18 protein-coding genes and 2 pseudogenes are annotated in these 25745 nt (G+C 49.7%); 6 read left to right on the top strand and 14 right to left on the bottom strand.

The window, feature by feature from the left end:
• Positions 1-26 precede the first annotated feature (26 nt).
• From VOA_RS14540 to envZ, 3 genes are all read left to right on the top strand, one after another.
• The gene (locus VOA_RS14540) at positions 27-1634 is read left to right on the top strand and encodes a glycoside hydrolase family 3 N-terminal domain-containing protein (protein ID WP_000254599.1); all 1608 of its coding nucleotides are present in this window, start codon (positions 27-29) and stop codon (positions 1632-1634) included.
• Positions 1635-1865: 231 nt separating this feature from the next.
• Positions 1866-2588, top strand: a complete 723-nt coding sequence (ompR, locus tag VOA_RS14545) for an osmolarity response regulator transcription factor OmpR (protein ID WP_000230024.1) — start codon at positions 1866-1868, stop codon at positions 2586-2588.
• A gap of 68 nt (positions 2589-2656) precedes the next feature.
• Positions 2657-3973 (top strand): two-component system sensor histidine kinase EnvZ, encoded by a 1317-nt coding sequence (envZ, locus tag VOA_RS14550; protein ID WP_001222675.1) that lies wholly within the window; start codon positions 2657-2659, stop codon positions 3971-3973.
• Between the two features lie 24 nt (positions 3974-3997).
• Here the strand turns inward: envZ and VOA_RS14555 are convergent, their stop codons facing one another.
• From VOA_RS14555 to gmk, 5 genes and pseudogenes are all read right to left on the bottom strand, one after another.
• A complete protein-coding gene (locus VOA_RS14555; RefSeq protein ID WP_000079403.1) occupies positions 3998-5398 on the bottom strand; it encodes a uracil-xanthine permease family protein in 1401 nt (466 codons plus the stop codon).
• Between the two features lie 218 nt (positions 5399-5616).
• Positions 5617-7702 (bottom strand): annotated as a pseudogene (recG, locus tag VOA_RS0117290) (ATP-dependent DNA helicase RecG).
• 118 nt (positions 7703-7820) lie between these two features.
• Positions 7821-9938: a bifunctional GTP diphosphokinase/guanosine-3',5'-bis pyrophosphate 3'-pyrophosphohydrolase gene (gene spoT / locus VOA_RS14560; RefSeq protein WP_009355764.1), complete on the bottom strand. Its 2118-nt coding sequence runs from the start codon at positions 9936-9938 to the stop codon at positions 7821-7823.
• A 35-nt stretch (positions 9939-9973) separates the two neighbouring features.
• Positions 9974-10246: a DNA-directed RNA polymerase subunit omega gene (gene rpoZ / locus VOA_RS14565; protein ID WP_000135052.1), complete on the bottom strand. Its 273-nt coding sequence runs from the start codon at positions 10244-10246 to the stop codon at positions 9974-9976.
• 107 nt (positions 10247-10353) lie between these two features.
• Positions 10354-10977, bottom strand: a complete 624-nt coding sequence (gene gmk / locus VOA_RS14570; protein ID WP_000515788.1) for a guanylate kinase — start codon at positions 10975-10977, stop codon at positions 10354-10356.
• A gap of 367 nt (positions 10978-11344) precedes the next feature.
• Here gmk and VOA_RS14575 point away from each other — a divergent pair, with 367 nt between their 5' ends.
• Entirely contained in the window at positions 11345-12016 is a 672-nt protein-coding gene (locus VOA_RS14575) for a 7-cyano-7-deazaguanine/7-aminomethyl-7-deazaguanine transporter (protein WP_001015352.1), read from the top strand.
• A gap of 142 nt (positions 12017-12158) precedes the next feature.
• Here VOA_RS14575 and VOA_RS14580 read toward each other — a convergent pair whose 3' ends face one another.
• Both VOA_RS14580 and VOA_RS14585 read right to left on the bottom strand, forming a co-directional pair.
• Positions 12159-13862 carry a sodium:solute symporter family protein gene (locus VOA_RS14580; RefSeq protein WP_000354553.1) on the bottom strand — a complete coding sequence of 568 codons (1704 nt, stop codon included), beginning with the start codon at positions 13860-13862 and terminating at the stop codon, positions 12159-12161.
• Between the two features lie 10 nt (positions 13863-13872).
• Complete coding sequence (locus tag VOA_RS14585) at positions 13873-14139, bottom strand: DUF4212 domain-containing protein (protein WP_000863676.1); 267 nt, start codon at positions 14137-14139, stop codon at positions 13873-13875.
• A 483-nt stretch (positions 14140-14622) separates the two neighbouring features.
• Here VOA_RS14585 and VOA_RS14590 point away from each other — a divergent pair, with 483 nt between their 5' ends.
• The gene (locus tag VOA_RS14590) at positions 14623-16368 is read left to right on the top strand and encodes a potassium/proton antiporter (RefSeq protein WP_000340302.1); all 1746 of its coding nucleotides are present in this window, start codon (positions 14623-14625) and stop codon (positions 16366-16368) included.
• A gap of 158 nt (positions 16369-16526) precedes the next feature.
• Here VOA_RS14590 and VOA_RS14595 read toward each other — a convergent pair whose 3' ends face one another.
• From VOA_RS14595 to aspA, 4 genes are all read right to left on the bottom strand, one after another.
• Positions 16527-17156 (bottom strand): response regulator, encoded by a 630-nt coding sequence (locus tag VOA_RS14595; protein ID WP_000378645.1) that lies wholly within the window; start codon positions 17154-17156, stop codon positions 16527-16529.
• 162 nt (positions 17157-17318) lie between these two features.
• Positions 17319-19115 carry a protein-disulfide reductase DsbD gene (locus VOA_RS14600; RefSeq protein ID WP_001259629.1) on the bottom strand — a complete coding sequence of 599 codons (1797 nt, stop codon included), beginning with the start codon at positions 19113-19115 and terminating at the stop codon, positions 17319-17321.
• A gap of 121 nt (positions 19116-19236) precedes the next feature.
• Complete coding sequence (locus tag VOA_RS14605; RefSeq protein ID WP_000638381.1) at positions 19237-20544, bottom strand: anaerobic C4-dicarboxylate transporter; 1308 nt, start codon at positions 20542-20544, stop codon at positions 19237-19239.
• Between the two features lie 190 nt (positions 20545-20734).
• Positions 20735-22186 carry an aspartate ammonia-lyase gene (aspA, locus tag VOA_RS14610; RefSeq protein ID WP_000224051.1) on the bottom strand — a complete coding sequence of 484 codons (1452 nt, stop codon included), beginning with the start codon at positions 22184-22186 and terminating at the stop codon, positions 20735-20737.
• A gap of 317 nt (positions 22187-22503) precedes the next feature.
• Between aspA and VOA_RS14615 the strand changes: the two genes are divergently transcribed.
• Positions 22504-22989, top strand: a complete 486-nt coding sequence (locus VOA_RS14615) for an FxsA family protein (protein WP_000483997.1) — start codon at positions 22504-22506, stop codon at positions 22987-22989.
• A 24-nt stretch (positions 22990-23013) separates the two neighbouring features.
• Here the strand turns inward: VOA_RS14615 and trmL are convergent, their stop codons facing one another.
• From trmL to VOA_RS14625, 3 genes and pseudogenes are all read right to left on the bottom strand, one after another.
• On the bottom strand, positions 23014-23490 hold the full coding sequence (gene trmL, locus VOA_RS14620; protein WP_000459568.1) for a tRNA (uridine(34)/cytosine(34)/5-carboxymethylaminomethyluridine(34)-2'-O)-methyltransferase TrmL: 477 nt from the start codon (positions 23488-23490) through the stop codon (positions 23014-23016).
• A 68-nt stretch (positions 23491-23558) separates the two neighbouring features.
• Positions 23559-24952: pseudogene (cpxA, locus tag VOA_RS0117285) on the bottom strand (envelope stress sensor histidine kinase CpxA).
• Positions 24952-25638, bottom strand: coding sequence for a response regulator (locus tag VOA_RS14625; protein WP_000940146.1), 687 nt, complete (start codon positions 25636-25638; stop codon positions 24952-24954). The pseudogene cpxA and the gene VOA_RS14625 overlap by 1 nt, the downstream one beginning before the upstream one ends.
• Positions 25639-25745 lie beyond the last annotated feature (107 nt).

Here is a 25745-nt window from a genome sequence, read left to right as displayed (position 1 = left end):
GCGCAAAAAATTAAGGAGAATACACAATGGTAAGCCAACAACAGATTACTGAGCAGATTGCCAAATGGAGCCTAAAGGAAAAAGTCGGCCAACTTTTTATCTTGGCGTTTCCCGGTAAGTCGGCGCAGGCGGCGCAGCACATGATTGCTGAATACAACCTAGGTGGCTGCTATTTAAGCCAAGATAACGCAGAAACCTTTGCGCAGGCACAAGCGCTAAACCGAGGCCTACAGCAGATCCTCGATCAACATCAGCGTTTGCCTTTGCTGCTGGGTGTCGATCAAGAAGGGGCATGGGGTGTGCTCGTGGGCGAATCCACCACGGGGCCGGGCAATTTAGCGTTAGGGGTGTCAGATCAAGCAGTTGGCACGGAACGCATGTATCAAGTGTTTGGTGAAGAGATGCGTGGTGCGGGTTTTAACTGCATTCTCGGTCCTTGTTGTGATGTGAACTTAAACCCCGCATCGCCGATTATTGATACTCGCTCGTTTGGTGATCAGCCAGAGAAAGTTTCTCTGCACTCAGCGGCAGCGGTGCGTGGTTTGCATCAAGGTGGGATTGCGGCTTGTGCGAAACATTTTCCGGGTCACGGTGATACGCATGGTGATACTCATCGCGATATTCCACGTGTAGATAAATCCTATGCTGAACTCAAACTCAACGATTTAGCGCCATTCCAAGCCGCAATTGATGCGGGTGTGGATCTAGTGATGACCAGCCATATTCTCTACCCACAGTTGGATGCAAAGGCGCCCGCAACCTTATCGGCGACGATTTTGCAGCAAGTGCTGCGTCAAGATATGGGCTTTGATGGCGTTATCATTTCAGACAGCATGAACATGGGCGCGATTGTAAACCACTACACACCAGTGGATGCGGCGGTAAAAGCGATGCAGGCCGGTATCACCATGATTATGCTCTCCGAAGAACATTACGATCACTCCGATGCCTATCTTGATAAACAATTAGCGATGATTCATGGCGTGATCGATGCCGTTGAGCAAGGTGTGCTGGCGGAATCGGTGATTGATCAAGCCTTGGAAAAAGTGGTACGTCTCAAACTGGAAAAACTGGTGCCTATGGCACTGTATGGTGAGTGGAACACTCTTAATAATCAGAAAGTGGCGGCCGAAGTTTCTCAAGCAGCTGTGACTTGGGTGCGTGGTGGCTTAGATTTAAGTGACAAGAAACTTTACCTACTCAACGCGACGCCCTCATCCAGCTATCACAATTTAATGAACCCACGCGGCATAGGCCCTAATCAAGCGCTGCCTGCGTTTAGCGCTTTGTGTCAGGCATTAAATGCGTTTAATGCAGACTGGCAGCCGATTACCGTTGATCAGCTTGAGCTTAGCCAAAACGGGTATTTGGTGGTGGTGACCGAAAACCATCCATTACCGGGAGAGGATTTCGCTCAAATGGAAGCACAAGCCAGAGTGCAGCAGTTGAGTCAGGATTTCCCCAATCTGGTGGTGCTTGCGTTGCGCAGCCCTTACGATCTATTGCAATACCCTCAAGTGCAGCATTATTTGTGCACGCACTCCGCAAGGCCGGAGAGCGCTTTTGTTGCCGCCCGTGTATTGACTGGCGAAGCATTGCCAGCTCAGGGTTGTGCAGTGAGTCGAGTGCATTAACCTCGCAATAAAAAATTGAGGAGTGAGCAGTGTTCGTTATCTTCCCTCCGACACTGTTTTACTCCTTTTCTACTACTTGACGGTGATATTTCACTGTTGCTGATTGCACGCTGTGAGCACATCCGCTACAAAGACATAAAGATTAACAATTCTTTACGCGCGGCGAGCAGTAACGATGTTACATTTTACTTGCCCGAAGAGTCGGGAATTGAACAACAGTTAGGTGGGATCATGGTGGAAAATCATAAAGTTTTAGTGGTAGATGATGATGCGCGTTTGCGTGCGCTGCTTGAGCGTTACCTGTCAGAGCAGGGGTTTCAAGTTCGCAGCGTGGCTAACGGCGAGCAGATGGATCGTCTGCTGACGCGCGAAAACTTCCATTTGATGGTGCTTGATTTGATGTTGCCGGGTGAAGATGGCCTTTCTATCTGTCGTCGTCTGCGCAATTCCAACAACATGATCCCGATTTTGATGCTCACGGCTAAAGGTGATGAGATTGACCGCATTGTTGGCCTAGAAGTTGGCGCGGATGATTATCTGCCTAAGCCGTTTAACCCGCGTGAACTGTTGGCGCGCATTAAAGCGGTGCTGCGCCGCCAAGTGATTGAAGCGCCGGGAGCGCCGAGCGCTGAAGAGACGGTGATCGAATTTGGTGATTTCCGCTTGAACCTTGGTACCCGTGAAATGTTCCGTGGTGAAGAGGCGATGCCACTCACATCGGGTGAATTTGCCGTGTTGAAAGCCTTGGTGACCAATGCCCGTGAGCCTTTGTCGCGTGACAAACTGATGAACATGGCGCGTGGCCGTGAATATTCAGCGATGGAGCGCTCGATTGACGTACAGATTTCGCGTCTGCGTCGTATGCTCGAAGTTGATCCAAGCAAACCGCGCTATATTCAAACCGTCTGGGGGCTGGGTTACGTCTTCGTCCCCGATGGTAAAGCCGCCAACTAACTTCTTTTAGGCACGCCGAGCAAGGGCGTCCTCGCTCCGCGCGTGCCCTTGCTATATCTAGGTGCCTTATGCGAATTCGCAGCTCATTTACTCAATCGATCCTGCTGTTTTTCTCTCTGCTGATCGCCAGTCAAATCTATTCCTACTACGCGGTATTCAACTACGCCTTGCTGCCGAGTTTGCAGCAGTTCAACAAAATTCTCGCCCATGAAATCAGCTTAATGCTGGATGACACCAGTAATCCTGAAGTGAGTTCGGAAATGGATGCGCTGCTGAAACGGCGCGTACTGGATCAGCTTGGGGTGACGATTCACAGTGAGAGTAGCCCCGAATCTTTGGATTTTCAGCACGCCATCAGCCTTGATTTGATGAGTGAAGAGATGAGCAGCGAGCTGGGCTCGCCCACCGAAGTGCGCATGGCGCTGGGCGAGGAGAGCTACATCCTGTGGATGAAGATCGATTCACTGCCCGGCCAGTTGCTGCGTATTCCGCTCTCTGAACTACAAGAAGAAGATTTTGCTCCGCTGTTTCGTAACAGCATCATCATGGCACTGTTAATTGTGATTGGTGGCTGGCTGTTTATTCGTTTGCAAAACCGGCCACTGATTGCGCTAGAAAAAGCCGCCAAATTGGTCGGGCGGGGGGAAACGCCCCCACATCTGCCAGAACAAGGGACGTTAGAAATCCGCTCGGTAACGCGCGCGTTTAATCGAATGTCGAAAGGCATTCAAGCTCTGGAAGAAGATCGCGCGCTGCTGATGGCGGGGATCAGTCATGATATCCGCACTCCCTTGACCCGAATTCGCTTGGCAACCGAGATGATGTCGCCAGAAGACAGCTATCTTGCTGAGAGCATCATCAGCGATACCGAAGAGTGTAACCAGATCATCAGCCAGTTTATGGATTACTTGAAACCGGTGAACCGTGAAGCGTTTGAGGCGGTGGATCTGAATGATATTGCCAGCGATGTGGCAAGCTCTGAAGGGGGCTACGAAGTGCAGATTGAAACCGATCTGCAAGCGGATCTCACGCCCGCCTTTGGTAACCCGATTGCGATTAAGCGTTCACTGAGTAACTTGGTCGTGAATGCGCTGCGCTACGGCAACGGTTGGGTCAAAGTGAGTAGCGGCATGACGGCCGATAAGAAGCTAGTGTGGCTGTGCGTGGAAGACAATGGGCCGGGTATCGATCCAAGCCAAGTCAATAAAGTGTTTGAGCCTTTTACTCGTGGGGATACCGCGCGCGGTAGTGAAGGGACGGGCTTGGGGTTGGCGATTGTGAAACGGATTGTCAGCCAGCATCATGGTGCGGTGTCGGTGAGCAACCGCAGCCAAGGTGGGTTACGTGCTCAAATCAGTTTCCCAACTAAGCAGCAAAAGGGCTAACTGAAGTTAGCCCTGAATAAACCGTTAGTTTGATTCTTGCGCCGTTTCGGTTACCGAAGCGGCGTTTTCATCTCGGCGCACTTCGGGCAGCAGCAGGTTAAGCAAAATTGCAGTAATGCCGCCAGCCGCGACACCTGAAGAGAATAAATTCTTAATAAATTCAGGCATAAACTGCAGAATTTCTGGTTTTTGTGCAATACCCAAACCCATCGAGAAAGACAGTGCCATGATCAGAATCGCGCGGCGATCTAAGTCGACACGAGAGATGATGCGTACGCCTGCGGCAGCAATCGTACCAAACATTACGATGGTCGCACCACCGAGTACAGGTTCTGGGATCAATTGAACAAAGCTTGCTACGCCGGGGAATAAGCCAAGCAGCACTAGCATACCCGCAATAAAGTAACCCACATAACGGCTGGCAACGCCGGTCAGCAGGATCACGCCGTTGTTTTGGCTGAACGTTGAGTTCGGGAAGCTGTTAAACACCGCGGCTAATGCGGAATTGATGCCATCCGCCAGTACGCCACCTTTGATGCGCTTCATATATACGGGGCCTTTCACGGGTTCACCAGAGACTTCGGAAGTCGCAGTAATATCACCAATCGCTTCGAGTGCGGTGATGAGGAAAATCAGCACTAGAGGAATAAACAGCGACCAGTCAAAGCCCAAACCGTATTGCATCGGGATAGGTAGTGCGATGAGCTGGGTTTCCGCCAAGTTGTCGGTATTGACCATGCCCATTAGGTACGCCATCACATAACCCACCAGCATCGCAATCACAATCGAAGCCACACGTACGTAAGGGTTATGCGCTCGGTTCAGCAGCACAATGATCGCTAATACGGTTCCAGCCAGTGCGAGTTTATCAAGGCTACCAAAAGTGCCTTCCGCCATCGCAGCGTAGCCGCCACCCATTGAAATCAAACCAACTTGTACTAGCGTCAGGCCAATCAAGGTCACCACAATCCCAGAGACCAGCGGCGTAATCACGCGTTGGGCAAATTGCAGGACGCGAGAAAGTAAAATTTCAGCGAATGAAGCGACCAAAATCGTCCCGAAAATCGCGGCCATCATGGTTTCGATGTTCGCCCCACCGGCTTTGAGCGCGAGTCCTGCACCAATAATTGGGCCTAAGAAGTTAAAGCTGGTGCCTTGAATGGAAAGCAAACCTGAGCCAATTGGGCCAAAGGTGCGGATTTGAATAAAGGATGACAAACCCGAAGCAAACAGTGACATGCTGATGATGGTGTTGGTTTGCTCCGCAGGCACACCAAGGGATTGGCAAATGATCAGTGATGGCGTTATCACCGCGACAAACATCGCCAAAAGATGTTGCAAAGCGGCAAAGACAGTTTGTGGTAGAGGTGGACGATCATTGAGTTGATAGACTAGATCTGCCTTACGCGAAGTGGATTGTGCCATAACGATTTTCCTGATGGTCAGTAACACCTTGTGCACGCTGAATGGGTGGTTAAGGTGGAGCAGAAGCCGCATCTGTGATTGCTGTTAATCAGACTCTGCTCTAGGTAGAGAGGTAAACGTTTGCGTCTACCAGAAAATGGCGGCGATTATAGAGGTTTTATTTAAGAAAGCAAACGTTTGCTCGCGAGGTTTCCGATCGATTTGATGAGGATCAAAAGCTAAGCTTTGGCGTAAATATCGCGTTCGCCTAACCAACGGTCGATGATGGCTTGTGCATTCTGTGGGTAGCGCTCATGGATATGGCGTGCGATGCGTTGCACTTGCGGAACCAGTTGTTGGTCGCGTACCAGATCGGCAATTTTGAAATCGGCCAAACCGGTCTGTTTGGTGCCTAATAGCTCACCTGGGCCACGAATTTCTAAGTCGCGCTGCGCGATGACGAAGCCGTCATTGCTTTCACGCAGAACACCTAAGCGTTTTTGTGCGGTTTTGGAAAGTGGTGCATGAAACAGTAGCACACAATGACTGGCGACAGTGCCACGCCCAACACGCCCACGTAGCTGATGTAGTTGAGCCAGCCCCAAACGCTCGGGGTTTTCAATGATCATCAAGCTGGCATTGGGCACATCCACGCCAACTTCAATCACTGTGGTGGCGACGAGCAGATGTAGCTCGTTATTTTTAAACGCTTGCATTACCGCTTGCTTCTCAGCCGGTTTCATCCGGCCATGCACTAAGCCGATTTTGACTTCGGGCAGTTTACGTTGCAGTTCCTCGGCCGTTTCTGCGGCCGCTTGCGCTTCCAGCACTTCGGATTCATCAATCAAAGTACACACCCAATACGCTTGCTTGCCTTCATTGAGGCAGGCGTGGCGAATGCGCTCGACAATCTCATCGCGTTTGGTATCCGGAATCGCTACGGTTTGAATCGGAGTACGCCCGGGTGGCAACTCATCAATCACTGAGGTTTCCAAATCGGCATAAGCCGTCATCGCCAAAGTGCGTGGAATGGGCGTCGCCGTCATAATAAGCTGATGCGGATACGCACCTTGTTTCGCGCCTTTCTCGCGCAGCTCTAAACGCTGATGTACACCGAAGCGATGCTGCTCATCAATAATGACCAGCGCAAGGTGGTCAAACGAGACTTGCTCTTGGAACAACGCATGGGTGCCGACCACCATTTTCACTTCGCCACCGGCGATACGTGCTAATTCCGTTTCACGCGCTTTGCCTTTGAGCTTACCCGCGAGCCATCCCACTTGAATGCCCATGGGTTCAAGCCACTGCGCAAAATTAAGTGCGTGCTGTTCGGCCAACAGTTCAGTGGGGGCCATTAAGGCCACCTGATAGCCATGCTCAATCGCACGAACGGCCGCAAGCGCTGCGACTAAGGTTTTGCCTGAGCCGACATCGCCTTGCACTAAGCGCATCATAGGATGCGGCTTGGCTAAATCCGCTTCGATTTCGGCGACCACGCGCTGCTGCGCCTTAGTGGGGGAAAAGGGCAGTTGTGCCAACAGTTGTTGCTTGAGTTGGTGGACGGGGGGGGGGGGGCAGTGGCAAGGCCACATCTTGCTGGCCTTGGCTGCGAATGGCCAGCATCGAGAGATTCTGTGCCAGTAGCTCTTCCATGATCAGCCGAACTTGCGCAGGATGCCGCCCTTGTTCAAACAGACGTAAATCGATATCCGCCGATGGGCGATGAATGATTTTCAGCGCTTGGGCCAAGGTCATTTGCTGATCGTAAAGCCCAGAAGGCAGCAATTCTTGCACCGCAGATTTTTCCAGTAGCGCTAACGCTTGGTCGGTGAGATTACGTAGGGTGAGTTGGCGTAACCCTTCGGTGGTCGGATAAACCGGAGTCAAGTTGGGTTCAACATCGGGTGTTTGTGCAGGGGCAAAGAATTTGTAGTCAGGATGGATGATCTCTAAGCCTTGATTACCGCGTTTGATTTCCCCATAAGCATGAACAAACTTGCCTTCCGCAAAGTTGTTTTTCATCGCTGCCGTGAAGTTAAAAAAGCGCAGCGTCAGCGTGCCGTTGCCATCACTGATTTTCACGGTAAGCATTTTGCGTTTGCCAAACAGGGTATCGACCGCCATCACTTTGCCTTGTACTGCCGCCCATAAACCGTGGTGCAGTTGGACTATCGGATAAACGCGAGTGCGATCTTCATAACGGAGCGGAAGATGAAACAGCAGATCCTGCACAGTGTGCAAACCGACTTTCTCCAGTTTTTCGGCGACTTTGGCCCCGACACCGGAGAGTTCACAAAGAGGAATCGCTGAGAGTAGTTGTGACATGCGCGTTTGATCTAACCATTTGACTTAACGGCTATTCAAACATCGAGCTGTGTTTTTGTACAGGAAAAATTGCCCAAGAGAGGCATGAAACGCGGGTTTACCCCTCTCTTGGTCTTGATCAGTTCTTACGGCGACGCACTTTAAGCGCGTGTGGCATGGTGCGGATTTTACGCATGATGCCAGCTAAGTGCACCCGATCTTTGGTGGTGAGCAGAACGGTGACTGTGTACAAGCGACCGTCGCGTTCTTCCGTTGACAGGCCATGAATATTCGAGCCCGTTTTGGAGATCACATTGGTCAGTTCAGCCAATGCACCTTGGCGGTTGTGCATATCCACTTTCAGCTCAGTAATGAACTCTTGATCGTAATCTTTAGTCCATTCCACTGCCATGTACTTGTCTGGCTCTTTTTGATAACCGCGTACGTTAGGACAGGTTTCTCGATGCACCACTAATCCACGGCCCGGTGAAACGTGAGCGATGATGTGATCGTCTGGGATCGGGTGACAACAGTTGGCGAAGGTGAGCAGAATGCCTTCTGCGCCACGGATTGGCAGTTTGTTTTTACTGCCGTCATGTTTACTGCTTTCGGACAATTCATCAGCATTGCCTAGTAAGCGACGCGCAATAACGATACTCATCAACTCACCCAAACCAATGGCGGCCAACAGGTCATCCATCGACGCGACTTTCAGGTCACCCAAGACTTTGCTGATGTTCTCAGGTGCAATCTCGTTGATCGAATGTTCGCCTAAAGCATGGTTAAGCAGGCGACGGCCCAGAGTAATCGAGTCTTCGCGGCGCATGGTTTTCAGCACTTGGCGAATTTTGGTACGCGCGCGGGATGTCACCACATAGTTGAGCCATGCCGCGTTCGGACGTGCGCCTGGTGCGCTGATGATTTCGACCGTCTGACCACTTTTCAGTGACTGACTGAGCGGATACGGCGTGCGATCCACTCGCGCACCCACACAAGTATTCCCGATGTCGGTATGTACCGCGTAGGCAAAATCGACCGCAGTGGCGCCCATCGGCAGTTCAACGATACGACCTTTGGGGGTGAATACGTAAATCTCATCTGGGAACAGATCGGATTTGACGTTTTCGATAAATTCAAAGGAGTTACCCGCACTTTGCTGTAACTCAAGCAGGCTTTGCATCCAACGCTGCGCTTTAATCTGCGCAGTGGTGCCGCCTCGTTCACTATTGGCTTTGTACGACCAATGTGCCGCCACCCCTTTATCTGCCATCTGATCCATATCTTCGGTACGGATCTGCACTTCTACGGGAACACCGTGGGGGCCAACCATGGAAGTGTGCAGCGATTGATAGCCGTTGGCTTTCGGGACGGCAATGTAGTCTTTCATCCGTGCTGGGCGTGGCTTGTACAAACTATGCACCTGACCCAATACGCGATAGCAAGTATCCGCCGTGTCTACCACGATGCGAAACGCGTAAATATCCATAATGGTGTGAAAGCGCTGCTCTTTGGTTTTCATCTTGTTGTAGATGGAGAACAGGTTTTTCTCACGACCGACTACGCGAGCGGGTAAGCCCACATCTTGCAGACGACCTTCGATTTCACTGTGGATGCGTTGGATCATCTCTTTCCGGTTACCACGCGCGGCTTTCACCACCTCTTTGAGGACGCGATAACGGTTAGGGTAGAGCGCTTCAAAGCCTAACTCTTCGAGCTCGGTTTTGATGTTATGGATACCCAAACGATGGGCGAGGGGAGCATAAATTTCTAAGGTTTCTCGGGCAATGCGGCGCTTTTTATCCGGACGCAGTGCACCGAGTGTACGCATGTTATGCGTGCGGTCAGCCAGCTTGATCAGGATAACGCGAATATCCTGCACCATGGCCAACACCATTTTGCGAAAGTTTTCCGCCTGAGCCTCTTTGCGATCGCGAAATTTGAGCTTATCGAGCTTAGAAACCCCATCCACCAATTCAGCGACTGAGTTGCCAAAATGGGCATCTAAGTCTTCTTTGGTGACATCACAATCTTCAATCACATCATGCAGCAGTGCCGCTTGTAGTGTTTCCAAGTCGAGACGCATCTCAGCGAGGATCCGTGCCACAGCAACAGGGTGAATGATATAAGGTTCGCCGCTTGAGCGGGTTTGCCCTTCATGGGCATCTCTGGCTACCACATAAGATTGGCGCAGAGCCTCAATTTGAGGCTCTGTGAGGTATTCTTGGGCAACGTCTTTTAGACTATCGAATAGATACAAATTTCAGGCCCGGCGGGTTAAATCGCGATTGGTGATTAACGGTTGTGCATGATGCTGCTAACTGCAGCCAGCTCTGCCGCTTCTTGCTCTTGCTGTTCTTGACGCTCACGTGCATCCAGAACATCTTTCGTGATCAGCCCTTCTTCGATTTCGCGTAGAGCGATAACCGTTGGCTTATCGTTCTCTTCCGGCACTAGAGCATCTTTACCGCCAGATTGCATTTGACGAGCGCGGCGAGCCGCAACCAGAACTAGGTCGAAACGGTTGCCAATTTTTTCAACAGCGTCTTGAACTGTTACGCGTGCCATGAGAACTCCAAAATTTAGTTAACTGATAAGTTGAATGACGAGAAAGTATACAGCCTAACCTGTTGAGATTCTAGCAACGGGCTGAGCTTATAACCCACGTTGGCTTATTAATCCGCCAACAGAGCAGAAAGCATAGAGCTATATTTAGCAGCTTGCTTGTCCTGCTTCAATCTTTCTGCACGAATGATGGCTTTGAAATCCATTAACGCGACATCAAAATCATCATTAATGATGACGTAATCGTATTCGCGGTAATGGGAAATTTCTGATTTTGCCTCACCCATGCGTTTAGCAATGACCGCTTCGCTGTCTTGGCCGCGCGTATTTAAGCGGCGTTCCAGCTCTTCTTTGGAAGGCGGCAGGATAAAGATGCTTTTCGCTTCTGGCATTTGGGTGCGGATTTGACGCGCGCCTTGCCAGTCGATATCGAGAAACACATCAATCCCTTTATTGAGCGTGTTTTCAATCCATACCCGTGAAGTGCCGTAGTAGTTACCAAACACTTCAGCGTATTCGAGGAATTCTTTTTTGCCGATCAGCTCTTCAAAGTGCTCTTTTTCGACAAAATGGTAATGAACGCCATCTTGTTCACCTGGGCGCATACCACGTGTGGTATGTGAGACCGACACTTTCATTGCATAGGTTGGATTTTGCTCCAACAGGGCTGCAATTAAGCTCGATTTGCCTGCGCCACTGGGTGCAGAAACGATATAAAGAGTACCTTTGCCCATCGATTCGGTTCCACTTAGGTTGGGATTGAGTCTTTGCCTTAGCTGGCAATGATTTAAAGATAGCACTGGCTGGATCCAGATTGGATGATTTTTCAGCCAGAAAAATGGAGGCGAAGAGTAGCACGATCTACAGGATCTTCTCAAGCTCTGCTATAGCTTGCTCGCTAAAGTTGCTTGGCAAAAAGATCATGAATGAATGGGAAACGGCATCATTATTTGTTCAAGAAATACCCTTGCACCCAATAGCGTTTGGGATATAATCGCCGCCCTTGTGAATTGGCCGTTGGCCAACCACGTAAAATTTGAGCCGGAAGCGTGCTTCCAATTTGGGTTCCCTCGCCCCCAAACCAAACTAAAAAGGTACAGTATGAATCACTTTACCCCTGCGCAGCAGCGCAAAGCCCTTGGCTATCTTGTTTTGTTTCACCTCGTGATCATTGCGTCAAGCAATTATCTGGTGCAAATCCCGTTTACCATTTTCGGTTTCCACACTACGTGGGGCGCATTTACTTTTCCGTTTATCTTTTTAGCCACCGATCTCACCGTACGTATTTTTGGTGCTGGCTTAGCACGTAAAATCATTTTTTTTGTGATGCTCCCTGCATTGGCGGTCTCTTACTTGCTTTCCGTGGTGTTTTTTGAAGGCCAATATCAAGGCTTAGCACCGCTGAGTGAGTTCAATTTGTTTGTCGCGCGAATTGCGATTGCAAGCTTTATGGCGTACCTGCTTGGACAAATACTGGATGTGCACGTGTTTAACCGCTTGCGTCAAATGAAGCAGTGGTGGGTTGCGCCAACCTGTTCGACTCTGTTTGGTAATGCGCTGGATACTATCGCTTTCTTCTCGATCGCTTTCTACCAAAGCAGCGATCCATTTATGGCTGAGCATTGGACTGAAATCGCATTGGTGGACTACACTTTCAAGCTCATCATTAGCTTAGGTCTGTTTGTGCCTATGTATGGTGTATTGCTCAACTACCTGATCAAAAAGCTGACTGCGGTAAACCCAAATTTTGCGGTAGCGAGCGCTAAAGCATAGTGAAGTTTACGGCTCCAGCAACGCACTCATTTTATGAGCGCGTTACTCAGGAGAGGCGAGGAAAAAGAAAAGCCCGAGCAGTTGTCTCGGGCTTTTTGCTAGTAGAATCCCTACCATTCTTTAGCTCTGTACATTTTAAGCATTAGTGGTCGTGAGCCGCGCCCGCGCCTTTTGGATAGCGGATGGATTCCACCATTTCCTGTACATCTGCAGGGACTTCTGCAGTGAATTTGTTCACGACAATCGCTACCACAAAGTTCAAGCACATACCGAGTGTACCAATGCCTTCTGGGCTGATACCGAACCACCAGTTGGCTGGAACGCTCGCGGTTGGGTTAATGAACTTAAAGTAGATGATGTAAGCCGCGGTAAAGGTAATACCTGCCAACATACCGCTGATCGCCCCTTCTTTGTTCATCTTCTTGTAGAAGATGCCAAGAATGATGGCTGGGAAGAAGGAGGAAGCGGCTAAACCGAAGGCGAAGGCTACCACCTGAGCCACGAATCCGGGCGGGTTAATACCCAGATAACCGGCACCGACGATAGCAAGCGCTGCAGCAACCCGTGCGGCGAGCAACTCCTGTTTATCGGTCATGTTGGGTTTAAAGCCTTTCTTCAACAAGTCATGAGAAATCGCGGTTGAGATAACCAGTAGCAGACCCGCTGCGGTAGAGAGTGCTGCCGCAAGGCCACCCGCTGCCAGTAGAGCGACAACCCAGTTTGGTAGTTTGGCAATTTCAGGTGAAGCCAAAACGATGATGTCGTTATTGATGGTCATCTCGTTGCGCGCATCGCCTGAGTAGAACAAGCGTCCGTCGCCGTTCTTGTCTTCCCATTTCACCAGACCAGTGCTTTCCCAGTTGTGGAACCACGTTGGTGCTTCAGCCGCAGGTACACCTTGGAGATCTGGGCCGTTCAACGTATCAATCATGTTCATGCGAGCAAATGCTGCTACCGCAGGGGCTGTGGTGTACAAGAAGGCGATAAACACCAGTGCCCAACCGGCAGAGATACGTGCATCCGACACTTTTGGTACGGTGAAGAAGCGGATAATTACGTGAGGCAGACCCGCAGTACCCACCATTAAGCCCGCACAGATGAAGAACACGTCAACCATACTCTTCGAGCCGTCGGTATAGGCAGTAAATCCGAGTTCTTGGGTTAAACCATCTAGCTTGGTCAGCAGATACTGGTCAGTGCCTGAGAGGGTAGAACCAAAACCGATTTGTGGAACTGGGTTGCCGGTCATCATCAGTGAAGTAAAGATCGCTGGAACCAAGAAAGCGAAGATCAGTACGCAGTACTGCGCAACTTGGGTATAGGTGATGCCCTTCATGCCGCCCATAACCGCATAGAAGAACACGATTGCCATACCGATCACGATACCAACGTTGATGTCGACTTCGAGGAAGCGCGCAAACACCACGCCTACACCGCGCATTTGGCCTGCAACATAAGTGAACGACACGAAGATGGCACAGAATACGGCAACCATACGCGCGGTTCTTGAGTAGTAACGATCCCCGATAAAATCAGGCACAGTAAACTTACCGAACTTACGCAGATAAGGGGCTAGGCAAAGTGCAAGCAGCACATAACCGCCCGTCCAACCCATTAGGTAAACGGTGCCGTCATAGCCGATAAAAGAGATGATGCCAGCCATTGAAATGAAAGAAGCCGCTGACATCCAGTCCGCAGCGGTCGCCATACCGTTGGCAACTGGATGAACGCCACCGCCCGCGACATAGAACTCACTGGTCGACCCCGCACGCGCCCAAATCGCAATACCGATATAGAGCGCAAAAGTGATACCGACCAGAATAAACGTCCAGGTTTGAATATCCATGTTCAGCCCCTTAGTCTTCTTGTACGTTGTATTTCTTGTCGAGCGCATTCATGCGCGCAACATAGATAAAGATCAGGGCAACAAAGGTGTAGATAGAACCTTGTTGCGCGAACCAGAACCCGAGTTTGAACCCGGCAAATTGAATCGTGTTGAGCGCATCGACAAATAAAATCCCTGCGCCGTATGAGACTAAAAACCACACTGCAAGCAGTGAGCCCATGATCCCCAAGTTTTCCTTCCAGTAGGCTTGAGCTTGTTCTGATGATTCGAACGCCATGGCCTTCTCCTTCCTTTTCGTTGTCCCGTTAGAGGTGTTAACACAATGTTACGTCTCTTAGGTTAGCAGCCGAATAGCAAGGGATCTGTGCAACTTTAGTCGGGGTAGAACGCAATAAAAACAATGAGAAACCGATAGCTTAGTCAACAGAGTGGTTAAGTGACACAGGCACTATGTGCTTGAGTGCGACTGGGCTCAGAATCGGGTTCCTCTCTTGAGTAGTGAGTGAGCTATTCGTGGCGTGCTTCACTTAGTACCAAGCGACTTTTAGGGAGGTAAGGTGAAAAACGGGATGTTAATCAAATGTTAACTTAGCCAAAAGTATAAGAGGCAATGCGTTAGAGATGAATTTACTAGTAAAAAGCTCGGTAAAGGATGATTTGTTTACATAAACTTTTCTTATGAATGTCACAAATTCGTGCACAATAGACGTTCAAATGATTTGATAAAACAAGACAATCCGTTAACAGATTGGGAGGGAGAGTGGACGCCGTTACGATTAACAGTTTTTTTATGATAGGTGCCTTGTTGATTGGCATCAGCGTATTGCTTAGCCCTGTTTCCTCAAAATTGGGCATCCCGATTTTATTGGTGTTTCTCGCGGTGGGAATGGTGGCTGGTGAAGACGGGATTGGAAAAATTGCTTTTGATAATTATCCCGTTGCCTATTTAGTCAGTAACCTTGCTCTGGCGATCATTTTGCTTGATGGTGGAATGCGTACCCGAGTAGCGAGCTTTCGCGTGGCATTTTGGCCTTCCGTATCATTGGCGACTTTAGGCGTTGCTGTAACCACCTTGCTTACTGGTTTGCTCGCAATGTGGTTGTTTGATTTGAGCTTGCTGCAAGGTGTGTTAGTGGGCGCGATTGTTGGTTCTACCGATGCGGCGGCAGTATTTTCACTACTCAAAGGGCGTAGCCTCAATGAGCGGGTTGGCGCCACGTTGGAAATCGAATCCGGTACTAACGATCCGATGGCGGTGTTTTTGACCGTGACCTTAATCGCTGTGCTTGGCACGGCGGAAACGGATTTCAGTGCGGGATTTTTACTGCTCAGTTTTGTACAACAATTTGGTGTAGGTGCTCTACTCGGCTTAGTCGGGGGCTGGATTTTGTGGTGGTTGATTAATCGCAATCAACTGCCAGAAGGTTTGTACTCCATTTTAGCGGTGAGCGGTGGTTTAATGATTTTTGCCCTTTCCAACGCATTAGGGGGCAGTGGCATTCTCTCGATCTACTTGGCTGGTTTATTGCTCGGTAATCGCCCAACCCGTAGTCGACACGTGATTCTTAATGTGCTCGATGGCATGACGTGGCTAGCGCAAATTGGCATGTTCTTGGTGTTGGGGTTATTGGTTACTCCATCGGAATTGATGAAGATTGCGCTGCCCGGTTTAGCGTTGGCGGTGGGGATGATTCTTTTCGCTCGCCCGATGGCGGTATGGATTGGCTTAGCCCCGTTTAAGAGCTTTACCGCGCGTGAGAAATGGTTTGTTTCTTGGGTTGGCTTACGTGGCGCAGTGCCAATCATCTTAGCCGTGTTCCCAATGATGGCGGGTTTGCCGAATGCTCAGCTTTACTTCAACCTCGCGTTTTTCGTGGTTATGGTGTCGTTGGTGGTGCAGGGGGGAACGCTAACCAAAGCGATGACTCTAGCCAAAGTTGAACTGCCACCGAAACCGGAGCCCATTTCACGCACTGGTGTGGAAATTTATCCGACCAGTGAGTGGGAGCTGTTTATCTATAAACTGAAAGCCGATAAGTGGTGTATCGGTGAGCCGTTGCGCAATCTGTTTATGCCAGAAGGGACGCGGATTGCCGCAGTGTTTCGTGATAATCAACTGCTGCACCCATCAGGCAGTACCGAGTTGTGTGAAGGTGACACCATATGTGTGATGGCACAGGAGTGCGATCTTGAGCCGTTGAGTCGCCTATTCAGTGAAGCGCCAGAAAAAGCGTCACTAGTCCGCTTCTTTGGGGATTTTTTCCTTGATATTGAGGCGAAGTTGCAAGATGTGGCTTTATTGTACGGTCTGGATTTGGGCGAGCTTGAGGCAGACGCTAAGCTCAAAGATCTGGTCTTAGAGCACTTAGGCGAAACCCCAGTGTTGGGGGACTACTTCGAATGGCATGGTTTGCAATGGGTAGTCGCTGATGTGGTGGATTGGAAAGTGACCAAAATCGGTCTGCGTTTACCGCCCGAGGAAGAGCTACAAGAAGAGGCCGAGTAACGATCCTCTTGCTCTTCGAAGTTGTAGTCGTGTAGCGGTTTTCCTTCCCCCCCAATCACATAGCGTATCTATGCTCATGGGGATTCACTCACTTGCCGCCTATCGGCAACGCCAAGGTGTTTGGGTATAGCGCGAGTAAGCAGAAATGAGCGAGTGGATCACTCGCTCATTTCTTTTAGCAAGATCACCGCTTGAGTGCGATTTTTCACCCCAAGTTTGCGGAAAATCGCCGTCATATGCGCTTTGATGGTCGCTTCCGACACATTCAGTTCATAAGCGATCTGCTTGTTGAGCAGTCCATCCGAAAGCATTCCAAGCACCTTATACTGCTGCGGCGTAAGTGCGGCCACTTTTTCGGCTAAATCATTGCCGACAAAGCCATCAACCAGCAGATGTGCGGGAAAATAAGGCTCGCCATTGAGCACCTGATTGAGTGCTGCAATCAGGCTGCGCATATCGCTTGATTTCGGAATGAAACCAAATGCCCCGTGGCTTTTGACTTGCGAAACGACACTGGGTTCTTCGCTGGCGGAGATCACTACGATCGGTAAATCGGGATATTCAGAACGTAGGTGAATCAAGCCTGACATGCCATTGGCACCGGGCATTTTCAGATCGAGTAGGAGCAGATCTGGCTCCGACTCCTTATTGAGTAGATGCAACAAACCATCAAGTGAATCTGCTTCCAGCAAATTGGCACCGCTGATCGCCATGTGCACCGATTGAAACAGCGCATTGCGAAACAGGGGATGGTCATCAGCAATGATGATGGTGTAGGTCGAGTCCATGACGTCACAACAGGTTTACCAAACAGTTATAGGAATTATTGTTCTGTTTAACGCAGTGAACAATCTTTACCCGCTAAAAGTCTGAACTGTATCCCTTTTTAAATGCATGAGTTTGAATAAGTGATCTGAGTAGCCCCACCGTATAACGAGTGGGGCTTTAGTTTACAAACCCTGCTGGGCGAGATGATCAAGAAACGGCTGCTCCGCCATAAAGCCAGTGATACGGGCATTGGGTACGGGTTCGCCTTGTGCATTCCAAAACTCAATGGTTGGTAAGCCGAGCACATTCAGCGCCTTGAGTAGCTCAATATCCTGCGACTGATTTTTAGTGACATCGGCTTGTAGCAGTACAAAGCCGCTGAGTTTGGTTTCCACTTGTTTAGCGTGAAAGGTGTATTTCTCAAACTCTTTACACGCCACGCACCAATCGGCATAGAAATCGAGCATCACAGGTCTGCCTTGCGCTTTGGCTTCTGCCAATGCGCTTTGCAGCTCGCTTAGGTTAGCAATGCGAGTAAATTGGATCTGTTTGACCTGCTGAGCTGTTTGAGTCGGAGCAAACCAGTGATTGAGTGCAGGTTGTGCGGAAGCCAGTAGTCCTAAAATTGCCACAATTCCAATTAGGCTCTGTTTCCAACCCCCAAAAGGTAGGCTGTTTTTAACATGATACAGCCAGCCGAATGCTGCCAAGCCAAGCGCTGACCAAAGTACGGTCGACCAAAGTTCAGGCAAAATACGTTCTAATAGGAAGATGGGGGCTGCGAGCAGCACAAAACCAAATAGGGTTTTCACGCGCTCCATCCAGTTGCCCGCCTTTGGCAGCAGCTTGTTACCAAACACGGCAACCAGAATCAGCGGAATCCCCATGCCGATGGCCAATGCGTAGAGCGCTACGGCACCCGTGAGCAAATCACCACTTTGCGCGACATAAAGTAGTGCGCCGGAAAGCGGAGCGGTGGTGCAGGGTGAACACACCAAACCGGAGATTGCACCCATAGCGAACACGCCGGGCAGGCTACCGCCTTGCTGGGCATTACTCAGTGAGTTCAACCAAGTTTGCATGCTGCTTGGCAGTTGTAAGCTGTACAAACCGAACATAGAAAGCGCTAAGGCAACGAACAGTACACTCAAGCCAATCAGCACATAAGGGTGTTGTAGCGCGGCTTGAAATTGCAATCCAGCTGAAGCGACCACTAACCCAAGCAGGGTGTAAGTGAGTGCCATGCCTTGTACGTAAATCACGCTGAGCAGTAGCGCGCGGCGTTGGGTCAGTTGTGCCCCCCCAAGTACGATACTGGTTAAAATCGGGTACATCGGCAGCACGCAAGGGGTGAAAGCGAGGCCAACCCCAAGCGCTAAAAACAGCAGCGGCGTCCACCAATTTTGCGCAAGTTTGTCGGCGAGTGAATCTTGGGCCGAAGTGGGTGCGCTATCGGTCTGTGGCGGTGTTGCTTGCGTTGATGTGTTGGTATTAGGCTCGATAACACGGTTTGATTCTGCGTTAAATGGCGTAATGTCGATCACCCGAGTTTCTGGCGGATAGCAGAATCCTGCTTTGGCGCAGCCTTGATACTGCACGATGACTTTGGCTCCGCTTTGATAAGCCACCAAAGGCAGCGGGACAGATAAAGGTGTTGTGTAGATCTTCACATCACCAAAAAACTCATCGCGGTAGGGTTCGCCTTCGGTCAGTGAGTGCTCACCGATCTCAACATTCTCAGCGCTAAGACTGATCCTGTCTTGATAGAGGTAATACCCCTCTTTGACTTGCCAATCGATAAACAAGGTTGAACCTTGTTGGAACACATTAAACGGGAAAGCTTCATCGACCGGAACAAAACGGTTTTGGTTGGAAGTAAAACTTGGTGTGCTGGTGTTGGCATTATTACCAAACAGCGCCCAAGCTGGTTGAGTAAGCAGGGCGAACAGCAGTGAAAAGCAGAGTAACAGTGTGCGCATGGGGCAAATCGTAATCAATCATTTGGTTGTCATAGTAACCTAATCAGACCTTTGGATGCGCCAATAAGTTTCACAACAATAAAAAAGGGAGCCGAAGCTCCCGTGATTTTGCACTTTATTCTTAGATAAACAGGCTACCAAACATGAAGCCAAACGCCACAGCACTGGCAATCGTCACCACACCAGGAATGAAGAATGGGTGGTTAAAAACGTATTTACCAATACGCGTTGACCCTGTGTCATCCATTTCTACCGCCGCCAACAAGGTTGGGTAAGTTGGCAGTACGAACAGCGCACTCACCGCAGCAAAGGAGGCGACTGCCGTTAGTGGTGCTACACCAATCGCAAGAGCCGCAGGCATCAGCGCCACAGTGGTTGCACCTTGTGAGTAAAGCAACATAGAAGCAAAGAACAGCACTAACGCCAGCATCCATGGGTAGTCAGCCAGCAAAGTTCCTGCGACTTCTTTGATGCCATCCACGTGCGCGTTAACGAATGTTGAACCTAACCACGCGACACCCAGTACACAGACACACGCTGTCATACCAGAACGGAAAGTCGAAGCGGCAGGAATTTTCGCTGCATCAATTTTGGTCAGAAGTACAATACCGGCCGCCGCTGCTAGCATGAACGTCATGATGGCTTCGTTACGGCCCAGCGCTGGGTTTTCAATCAAACCTACAGAGTTTGAAATCGCCGCGGCGTAGCACACCACCAGAATGATCGCAGTGAGGAATACGTAAGTCGCGGTTTTCGCAGTAGGCAGAATTTCACGCTTTTGCGTGCCCGCCAGTTTGATCAAACCTTGTTCCAGACGTTCTTGATAAATCGGATCGTCTTTCAGTTCGCTACCCATGTAGTTAGAAACAAACGCGCCAACCATACAAGCAGCAAAGGTGGTTGGGATACAGATCGCCAGTAGCGTCAAGTAATCCACGCCAAATGGCACCAACATTGCGGCGAAAGCAACGACTGCCGCAGAAATGGGGGATGCAGTGATCGCAATTTGTGAAGCGACAACGGCAATCGACAGTGGGCGTGAAGGACGAACACCTTGACCTTTCGCTACTTCGGCAATCACAGGCAACGTTGAGAATGCCGTGTGACCTGTGCCCGCCATCAGTGTCATCAGGAAAGTGACAATAGGGGCATAGAAGGTGATTCTTTCCGGATGTTTACGTAGGAAGTTTTCTGCCAGTTGTACCAACCAGTCCATACCGCCAGCGACTTGCATCGCCGCGATAGCGGTGATCACCGACATGATGATCAAAATAACATCGACAGGAATAAAGGCTTGTTTGGTTGGAACACCAAGGATGAGTGACAAGGCAATCACACCGGCACCACCGGCAAAACCAATGCCGATACCGCCAATCCGTGCGCCCAGGAAGATGAAGAGAAGAACAACAGCCAGTTCGACCCAAATCATAATGATTACCTCATGTTAAAGATGAAAAAATTATCTCAACACTCATATCCTCTGGCCGCTTGTCGTTGCAGCCTTTTGGCTATAACTCCAGCGAGTTCGAGAATAACGGCAAGCGTTCAAATAATGTTTTCATCCTCTAAGTGGAGTGCTATGAGAAAAGCCCCCAACAAAGGGGGCTTTCACCGAGCGATTACTCGTAACGTTTTGCTTTGTACTGAGGATGCATCAGGTTCTCAACAGAGAAGATGTCATCAAGCTGCTCTTCAGTGAGCAAGCCGCGCTCAAGTACTACTTCGCGTACGCTCTTACCGGTTTCGGCACAAATCTTACCGACAATGTCACCCTCATGGTGGCCAATGTATGGGTTCAGGTAAGTCACAATACCGATAGAGTTGAAAACGAAGTTTTCACAAATTTCTTTATTGACTGTGATGCCATCAATGCACTTGTCACGTAGGTTCACACACGCGTTAGTCAGCAGAGAGATAGACTCAAACATCGCTTGAGCAATCACTGGCTCCATGACGTTCAACTGCAGTTGACCTGCTTCTGCGGCGAACGTGATGGTGTTGTCGTTGCCGAATACTTTAAAGCAAACTTGGTTTACCACTTCTGGGATCACTGGGTTTACTTTCGCTGGCATGATAGAAGAACCCGCTTGCAGCTCAGGCAAGTTGATTTCGTTCAGACCCGCACGAGGACCAGAAGAGAGCAGACGTAGATCGTTACAGATCTTAGACATCTTCATGGCTAGACGCTTCAGAGCACCGTGCGTCATCACGTAAGCACCACAGTCAGAAGTAGCTTCAATCAGATCTTCGGCTGGTACTGTTTCTAGACCAGTTACTTGCGCCAGATATTTTACCGCGAGCTCTTGGTAACCTGGAGCCGCGTTCAGGCCAGTGCCGATCGCGGTCGCGCCTAAGTTCACTTCCAGAAGCAGTTTTGAAGTGTATTGCAGAGCGCGGATCTCTTCATTCAGAGTCACAGCCCATGCGTGGAATTCTTGACCAACGGTCATAGGCACTGCGTCTTGTAGCTGAGTACGGCCCATTTTCAGAATATTTTTGTACTCAATCGCTTTTAGTTCGAATGCGCCTTTCAAGTATTCAACGGCATCAATGACTTTCTGGATGCTGTTGTAAACCGCAATACGGAAACCGGTTGGGTATGCACAGTTGGTTGATTGGCTCTTGTTTACGTGGTCATTTGGGTTGATAAACTCGTATTGACCTTTTTGTTTGCCCATCAGCTCCAGAGCCACGTTCGCAATCACTTCGTTGGTGTTCATGTTCACAGAAGTGCCTGCGCCGCCTTGGAATACATCTGACGGGAATTGATCCATGCACTTACCTGTTTCAAGGATCACATCACACGCTTGGAGGATATAGTTCGCCACATCTTTAGGAATAACGCCTAGCTCTTTATTGGCTAGCGTTGCCGCTTTTTTAGTCATGATCATGCCGCGTACAAATTCAGGTACGTCAGAGATCGTAACATTAGAGATGTTGAAGTTTTCCACAGCGCGGAGAGTATGGATGCCGTAGTAAGCATCCGCAGGAACGTGACGTTGACCTAACAGATCTTCTTCAATGCGGGTAGCCGGAGTCGCTGTCTTAGGAGCTTCAGATAGGGTAGCCATAGGGGATCCTTAGATAATTATTCTGGTAAAAAACTAAATTAATAGCCATTTCTGTAATATAAGAATCCATTCGTCAGAGTTTTTGGCTGGAAATCCGTCCTGACTTGCGAGGCACATAATACTGTAACTGCATATTAAAAATAGTAACTGGATCACTATTTTGGCTTTTATCGAGTCATAGTTTGGCAAAGTATGAACAGAGTATGTATGGATGATGATTTTGAGCGTCAGGATGTGAAAGCACACACTTTTTTACACCCTCCGATTTGGTTGAGGGAGGCGTAAAGCATACACTGACGACAAACCAAGGAGGCATTGTGTTCCCGATATTACTGTTCTTATTTATTGCAGTCCCTGTGATTGAAATTGCCCTGTTTATTCAGGTTGGTGGTGTGCTCGGCTTATGGCCAACCATCGCTTTAGTGTTGCTGACGGCTGTTGTTGGGGCATCACTGGTGCGTAGCCAAGGTTTGCAGACGTTACTGACTGTGCAGCAGCGATTGGCGCAAGGCCAACTGCCAGCGCAGCAGATTTTAGAAGGGGTGATGTTGGCGGTGGCGGGCGTTTTGCTGCTTACCCCCGGTTTTTTAACTGACATGATGGGGATGTTGATCTTGCTGCCTGCGTCAAGGGCTTGGCTAGCCAAGTATTTTATGAGCCGTGTGGTCGTACGCAATATTCATACGGGTGGACAAGGTTTTGAACAGCCTAACCCATTTACCGATCGCTCAAACTCTAACGGAACGACCTATGAAGGTGAGTTTGAACGCAAAGATGATCATGATCAGCACCGTTTGAAGTAAATCATCGAGTTAAAGAATGGCGCATTAGATTGCGCCATCAAACCCCATCTGACGCCACGCCTCAAAGGCAATGATCGCAACAGCATTGGAAAGATTGAGGCTACGCGCTTCCGGCATCATAGGGATGCGAATACGTTGTTCGGCAGGCAAGCTGGCAATCAATTCGGCCGGTAAACCGCGAGTCTCAGGACCAAACATCAGTACATCACCTTGCTGAAATTTCGCATCCACATGGTGTTGCGTGGTTTTGGTGGTACAAGCAAACAGGCGGAAAGTCTCACGCTCACGCTGTAAATACTCGATAAACGCAGCGTAATCCTTATGGCGAGTCACGCGGGCTAAATCATGGTAATCCAAACCTGCGCGGCGCACTTTTTTTTCTTCTAGATCAAAACCGAGTGGCTCGATCAGATGCAAGTTCGCGCCACAGTTGGCACATAAGCGAATAATGTTACCCGTGTTGGGGGCGATTTCAGGTTCGTAGAGAGCGATATCAAACATAACAGGTAGTCAATAAAATAAAGAAGGGGCGAGTATAGCCCCTTCTGTTTGATGTTGCAGCGGTGTTGTTAATCTGCTTGTAAGGGTAACGTGAAGCTAACCTGTAAACCGCCCAATGCACTGCGTGTGGCGCTGATGCTGCCGCTGTGCTGGCGAATCGCACTTTCAGTGATGGCGAGCCCTAGCCCTGTACCGCCACTGTGCCGATCGCGTGCAGTGGAAACCCGATAAAATGGGCGGAAAATATCGGCTAACTGCTCTTCGGGTACTCCTTCTCCATCATCATCAACGCTGACTCTGAGCTGGTGATCTTGAATCGAAAACGCGACATGGATTTTCTGTTGGCCGTACTGAATCGCGTTACGCACCACGTTTTCTAGCGCACTCATTAAGAGTTTCGGTGTGCCATTGATGTTGCGATCAGGGATCTCCTCGAAAGTCAGTGTTTTATCCATCTGTTCTGCTTCAAACTCAGCATCTTTAAGCAGTTCTTCCCATAGGCTGCTGAGTGGTTGTATTTCACGCATTAAGTGACTGTTGGTCTGCATGCGTGATAGCGCGAGTAAGTCGCCAATCATCTGCTCTAAACGCTGCGCTTCGGTATCAATTCGCTCTAATTCGCTGCTGCTACCTTGCTTGCGCATGGCTAATGCGTTGGCCATACGTAGGCGAGTTAAGGGGGATCGTAGCTCATGGGAGATATCAGAGAGCAGTCGCTGTTGCCCTGAAACCATCTGATTGACCGCATCCACCATTTGGTTGAAGCTGCGTCCGGCTTGTTGAAATTCGGTTGTGCCACGTTCCAGTTTGGGATCATGCACAAACTCACCACGTGCGACACGTTGTGCGGCTTGGGCGAGGTTTTGTGCTGGTTTACTCAATGCCCAAGCTAGCCACAGTAAGAGTGGGGTGCTGACTAACATGATCGCTAGCAGCAGTTGGAACGGCTTATCAAATAGACGTAACAAGAAAGGAGGCGGTTCATCCCAGCGCATACCGACATACAACAGCAGATCTTGCTTAGCTAACGTAATGGGTACTGGGCCTGCCAACATATAACGGCCATACAGGCGCTGCTGCGGTTTTTGAACCGATTCAATACTGGAGCAGAAGTTTTGCATCGCTTTAAAACGAAAATCGGTCTGCTTTGAGTTGGTGATAATGTTGCTTTCTAAATCGGTGATAAAAAAACGCGGCTGACCATCGTGTTTACGGTGCTGACTGTCTGGCCCTTCGAGCTGAAACAGGATGGCTCTTAAGTCGTTTGGTTGCGAAATTGCTGTTCAAAGCGATCTCTGCTCTCGAGCAAACGTTGATGCGTTTCGGGTGATAAGTCACGTGATTTACGCGGGTCAAGATGAGGTAGGGTCAATACCGCGAACAGTACCAACAGCATGGTAAACCAGAAAATCGCAAAGATGCGCCCATACAGGTTATTCAATTTCGGTAACGGTAGACGCATTACTCCTCCTGAACCATTAAGTAGCCGCGACCGCGCAAGGTTTTGATCCGTGCTTTGCCATCCGGCCGCTCAGGCAGTTTTTTGCGCAGGTTAGACACATGCATATCGATGGCTCGATCAAATGCCGCAAGGTGTTTGCCGAGCACTTCAATGCTCAGCATCTCTTTGGTCAGGGTTGCTCCGGGCGACTGCACAAAGTGAGTGAGTAGGGTAAATTCCGTGGTGGTCAGTTCCAGCAGTTGTCCTTGGCAGTAGGCTTCTTGTTTTCTGGGGTAGACTTGAATATCCTGACACTCGATGACATCGCTATTTTTAGGCGTGAGGCCGTTTTGCGTACGGCGCAAAATCGCCCGAATACGCGCCAGCAATTCGCGATCGCTAAAAGGTTTGGGCAGATAATCATCCGCTCCGAGCTCTAAGCCGATCACCCGATCGATCTCTTCGCCTTTCGCAGTCAGCATTAAAACCGGCGTTGCCCATTTTTCGCGCAGACGCTTGAGGGTTTCCATGCCATTAAGCTTAGGCATCATCACATCGAGTAGGATCAAGTCGATCTCATCGCTGACCGCGGCTAGTCCGGCTTCACCGTCATTGGCTTGTGAAATCTCAAAGCCTTCGTACTGTAAAACCTCGGTTAATAGACCGGTCAATTCGGTGTCATCGTCGATCAAAAGGATATGTGCCATAGCTGCCTCATTTATTGCTTGGTTACCTTCAGTTTACCGTGAAAAAACTGCTGTGGTCAGTGAGCAATCTGCTCTTTACGATTCTTTACGCTCCCTATACGTCACTT

The organism is Vibrio sp. RC586 (assembly GCF_000176715.1).
GTDB lineage: Bacteria > Pseudomonadota > Gammaproteobacteria > Enterobacterales > Vibrionaceae > Vibrio.
The sequence above is the reverse complement of the archived record's forward strand: the minus strand, read 5'-3'. Positions and strand labels throughout refer to the sequence as shown.

Excerpts from the sequence above, each read along its gene's own strand:
- VOA_RS14540 (WP_000254599.1), top strand. The coding sequence starts at position 27 with ATGGTAAGCCAACAACAGATTACTGAGCAGATTGCCAAATGGAGCCTA.
- ompR (WP_000230024.1), top strand. The coding sequence starts at position 1,866 with ATGGTGGAAAATCATAAAGTTTTAGTGGTAGATGATGATGCGCGTTTG.
- envZ (WP_001222675.1), top strand. The coding sequence starts at position 2,657 with ATGCGAATTCGCAGCTCATTTACTCAATCGATCCTGCTGTTTTTCTCT.
- VOA_RS14555 (WP_000079403.1), bottom strand. The coding sequence starts at position 5,398 with ATGGCACAATCCACTTCGCGTAAGGCAGATCTAGTCTATCAACTCAAT.
- rpoZ (WP_000135052.1), bottom strand. The coding sequence starts at position 10,246 with ATGGCACGCGTAACAGTTCAAGACGCTGTTGAAAAAATTGGCAACCGT.
- gmk (WP_000515788.1), bottom strand. The coding sequence starts at position 10,977 with ATGGGCAAAGGTACTCTTTATATCGTTTCTGCACCCAGTGGCGCAGGC.
- VOA_RS14575 (WP_001015352.1), top strand. The coding sequence starts at position 11,345 with ATGAATCACTTTACCCCTGCGCAGCAGCGCAAAGCCCTTGGCTATCTT.
- VOA_RS14580 (WP_000354553.1), bottom strand. The coding sequence starts at position 13,862 with ATGGATATTCAAACCTGGACGTTTATTCTGGTCGGTATCACTTTTGCG.
- VOA_RS14585 (WP_000863676.1), bottom strand. The coding sequence starts at position 14,139 with ATGGCGTTCGAATCATCAGAACAAGCTCAAGCCTACTGGAAGGAAAAC.
- VOA_RS14595 (WP_000378645.1), bottom strand. The coding sequence starts at position 17,156 with ATGGACTCGACCTACACCATCATCATTGCTGATGACCATCCCCTGTTT.
- VOA_RS14600 (WP_001259629.1), bottom strand. The coding sequence starts at position 19,115 with ATGCGCACACTGTTACTCTGCTTTTCACTGCTGTTCGCCCTGCTTACT.
- VOA_RS14605 (WP_000638381.1), bottom strand. The coding sequence starts at position 20,544 with ATGATTTGGGTCGAACTGGCTGTTGTTCTTCTCTTCATCTTCCTGGGC.
- aspA (WP_000224051.1), bottom strand. The coding sequence starts at position 22,186 with ATGGCTACCCTATCTGAAGCTCCTAAGACAGCGACTCCGGCTACCCGC.
- trmL (WP_000459568.1), bottom strand. The coding sequence starts at position 23,490 with ATGTTTGATATCGCTCTCTACGAACCTGAAATCGCCCCCAACACGGGT.
- VOA_RS14625 (WP_000940146.1), bottom strand. The coding sequence starts at position 25,638 with ATGGCACATATCCTTTTGATCGACGATGACACCGAATTGACCGGTCTA.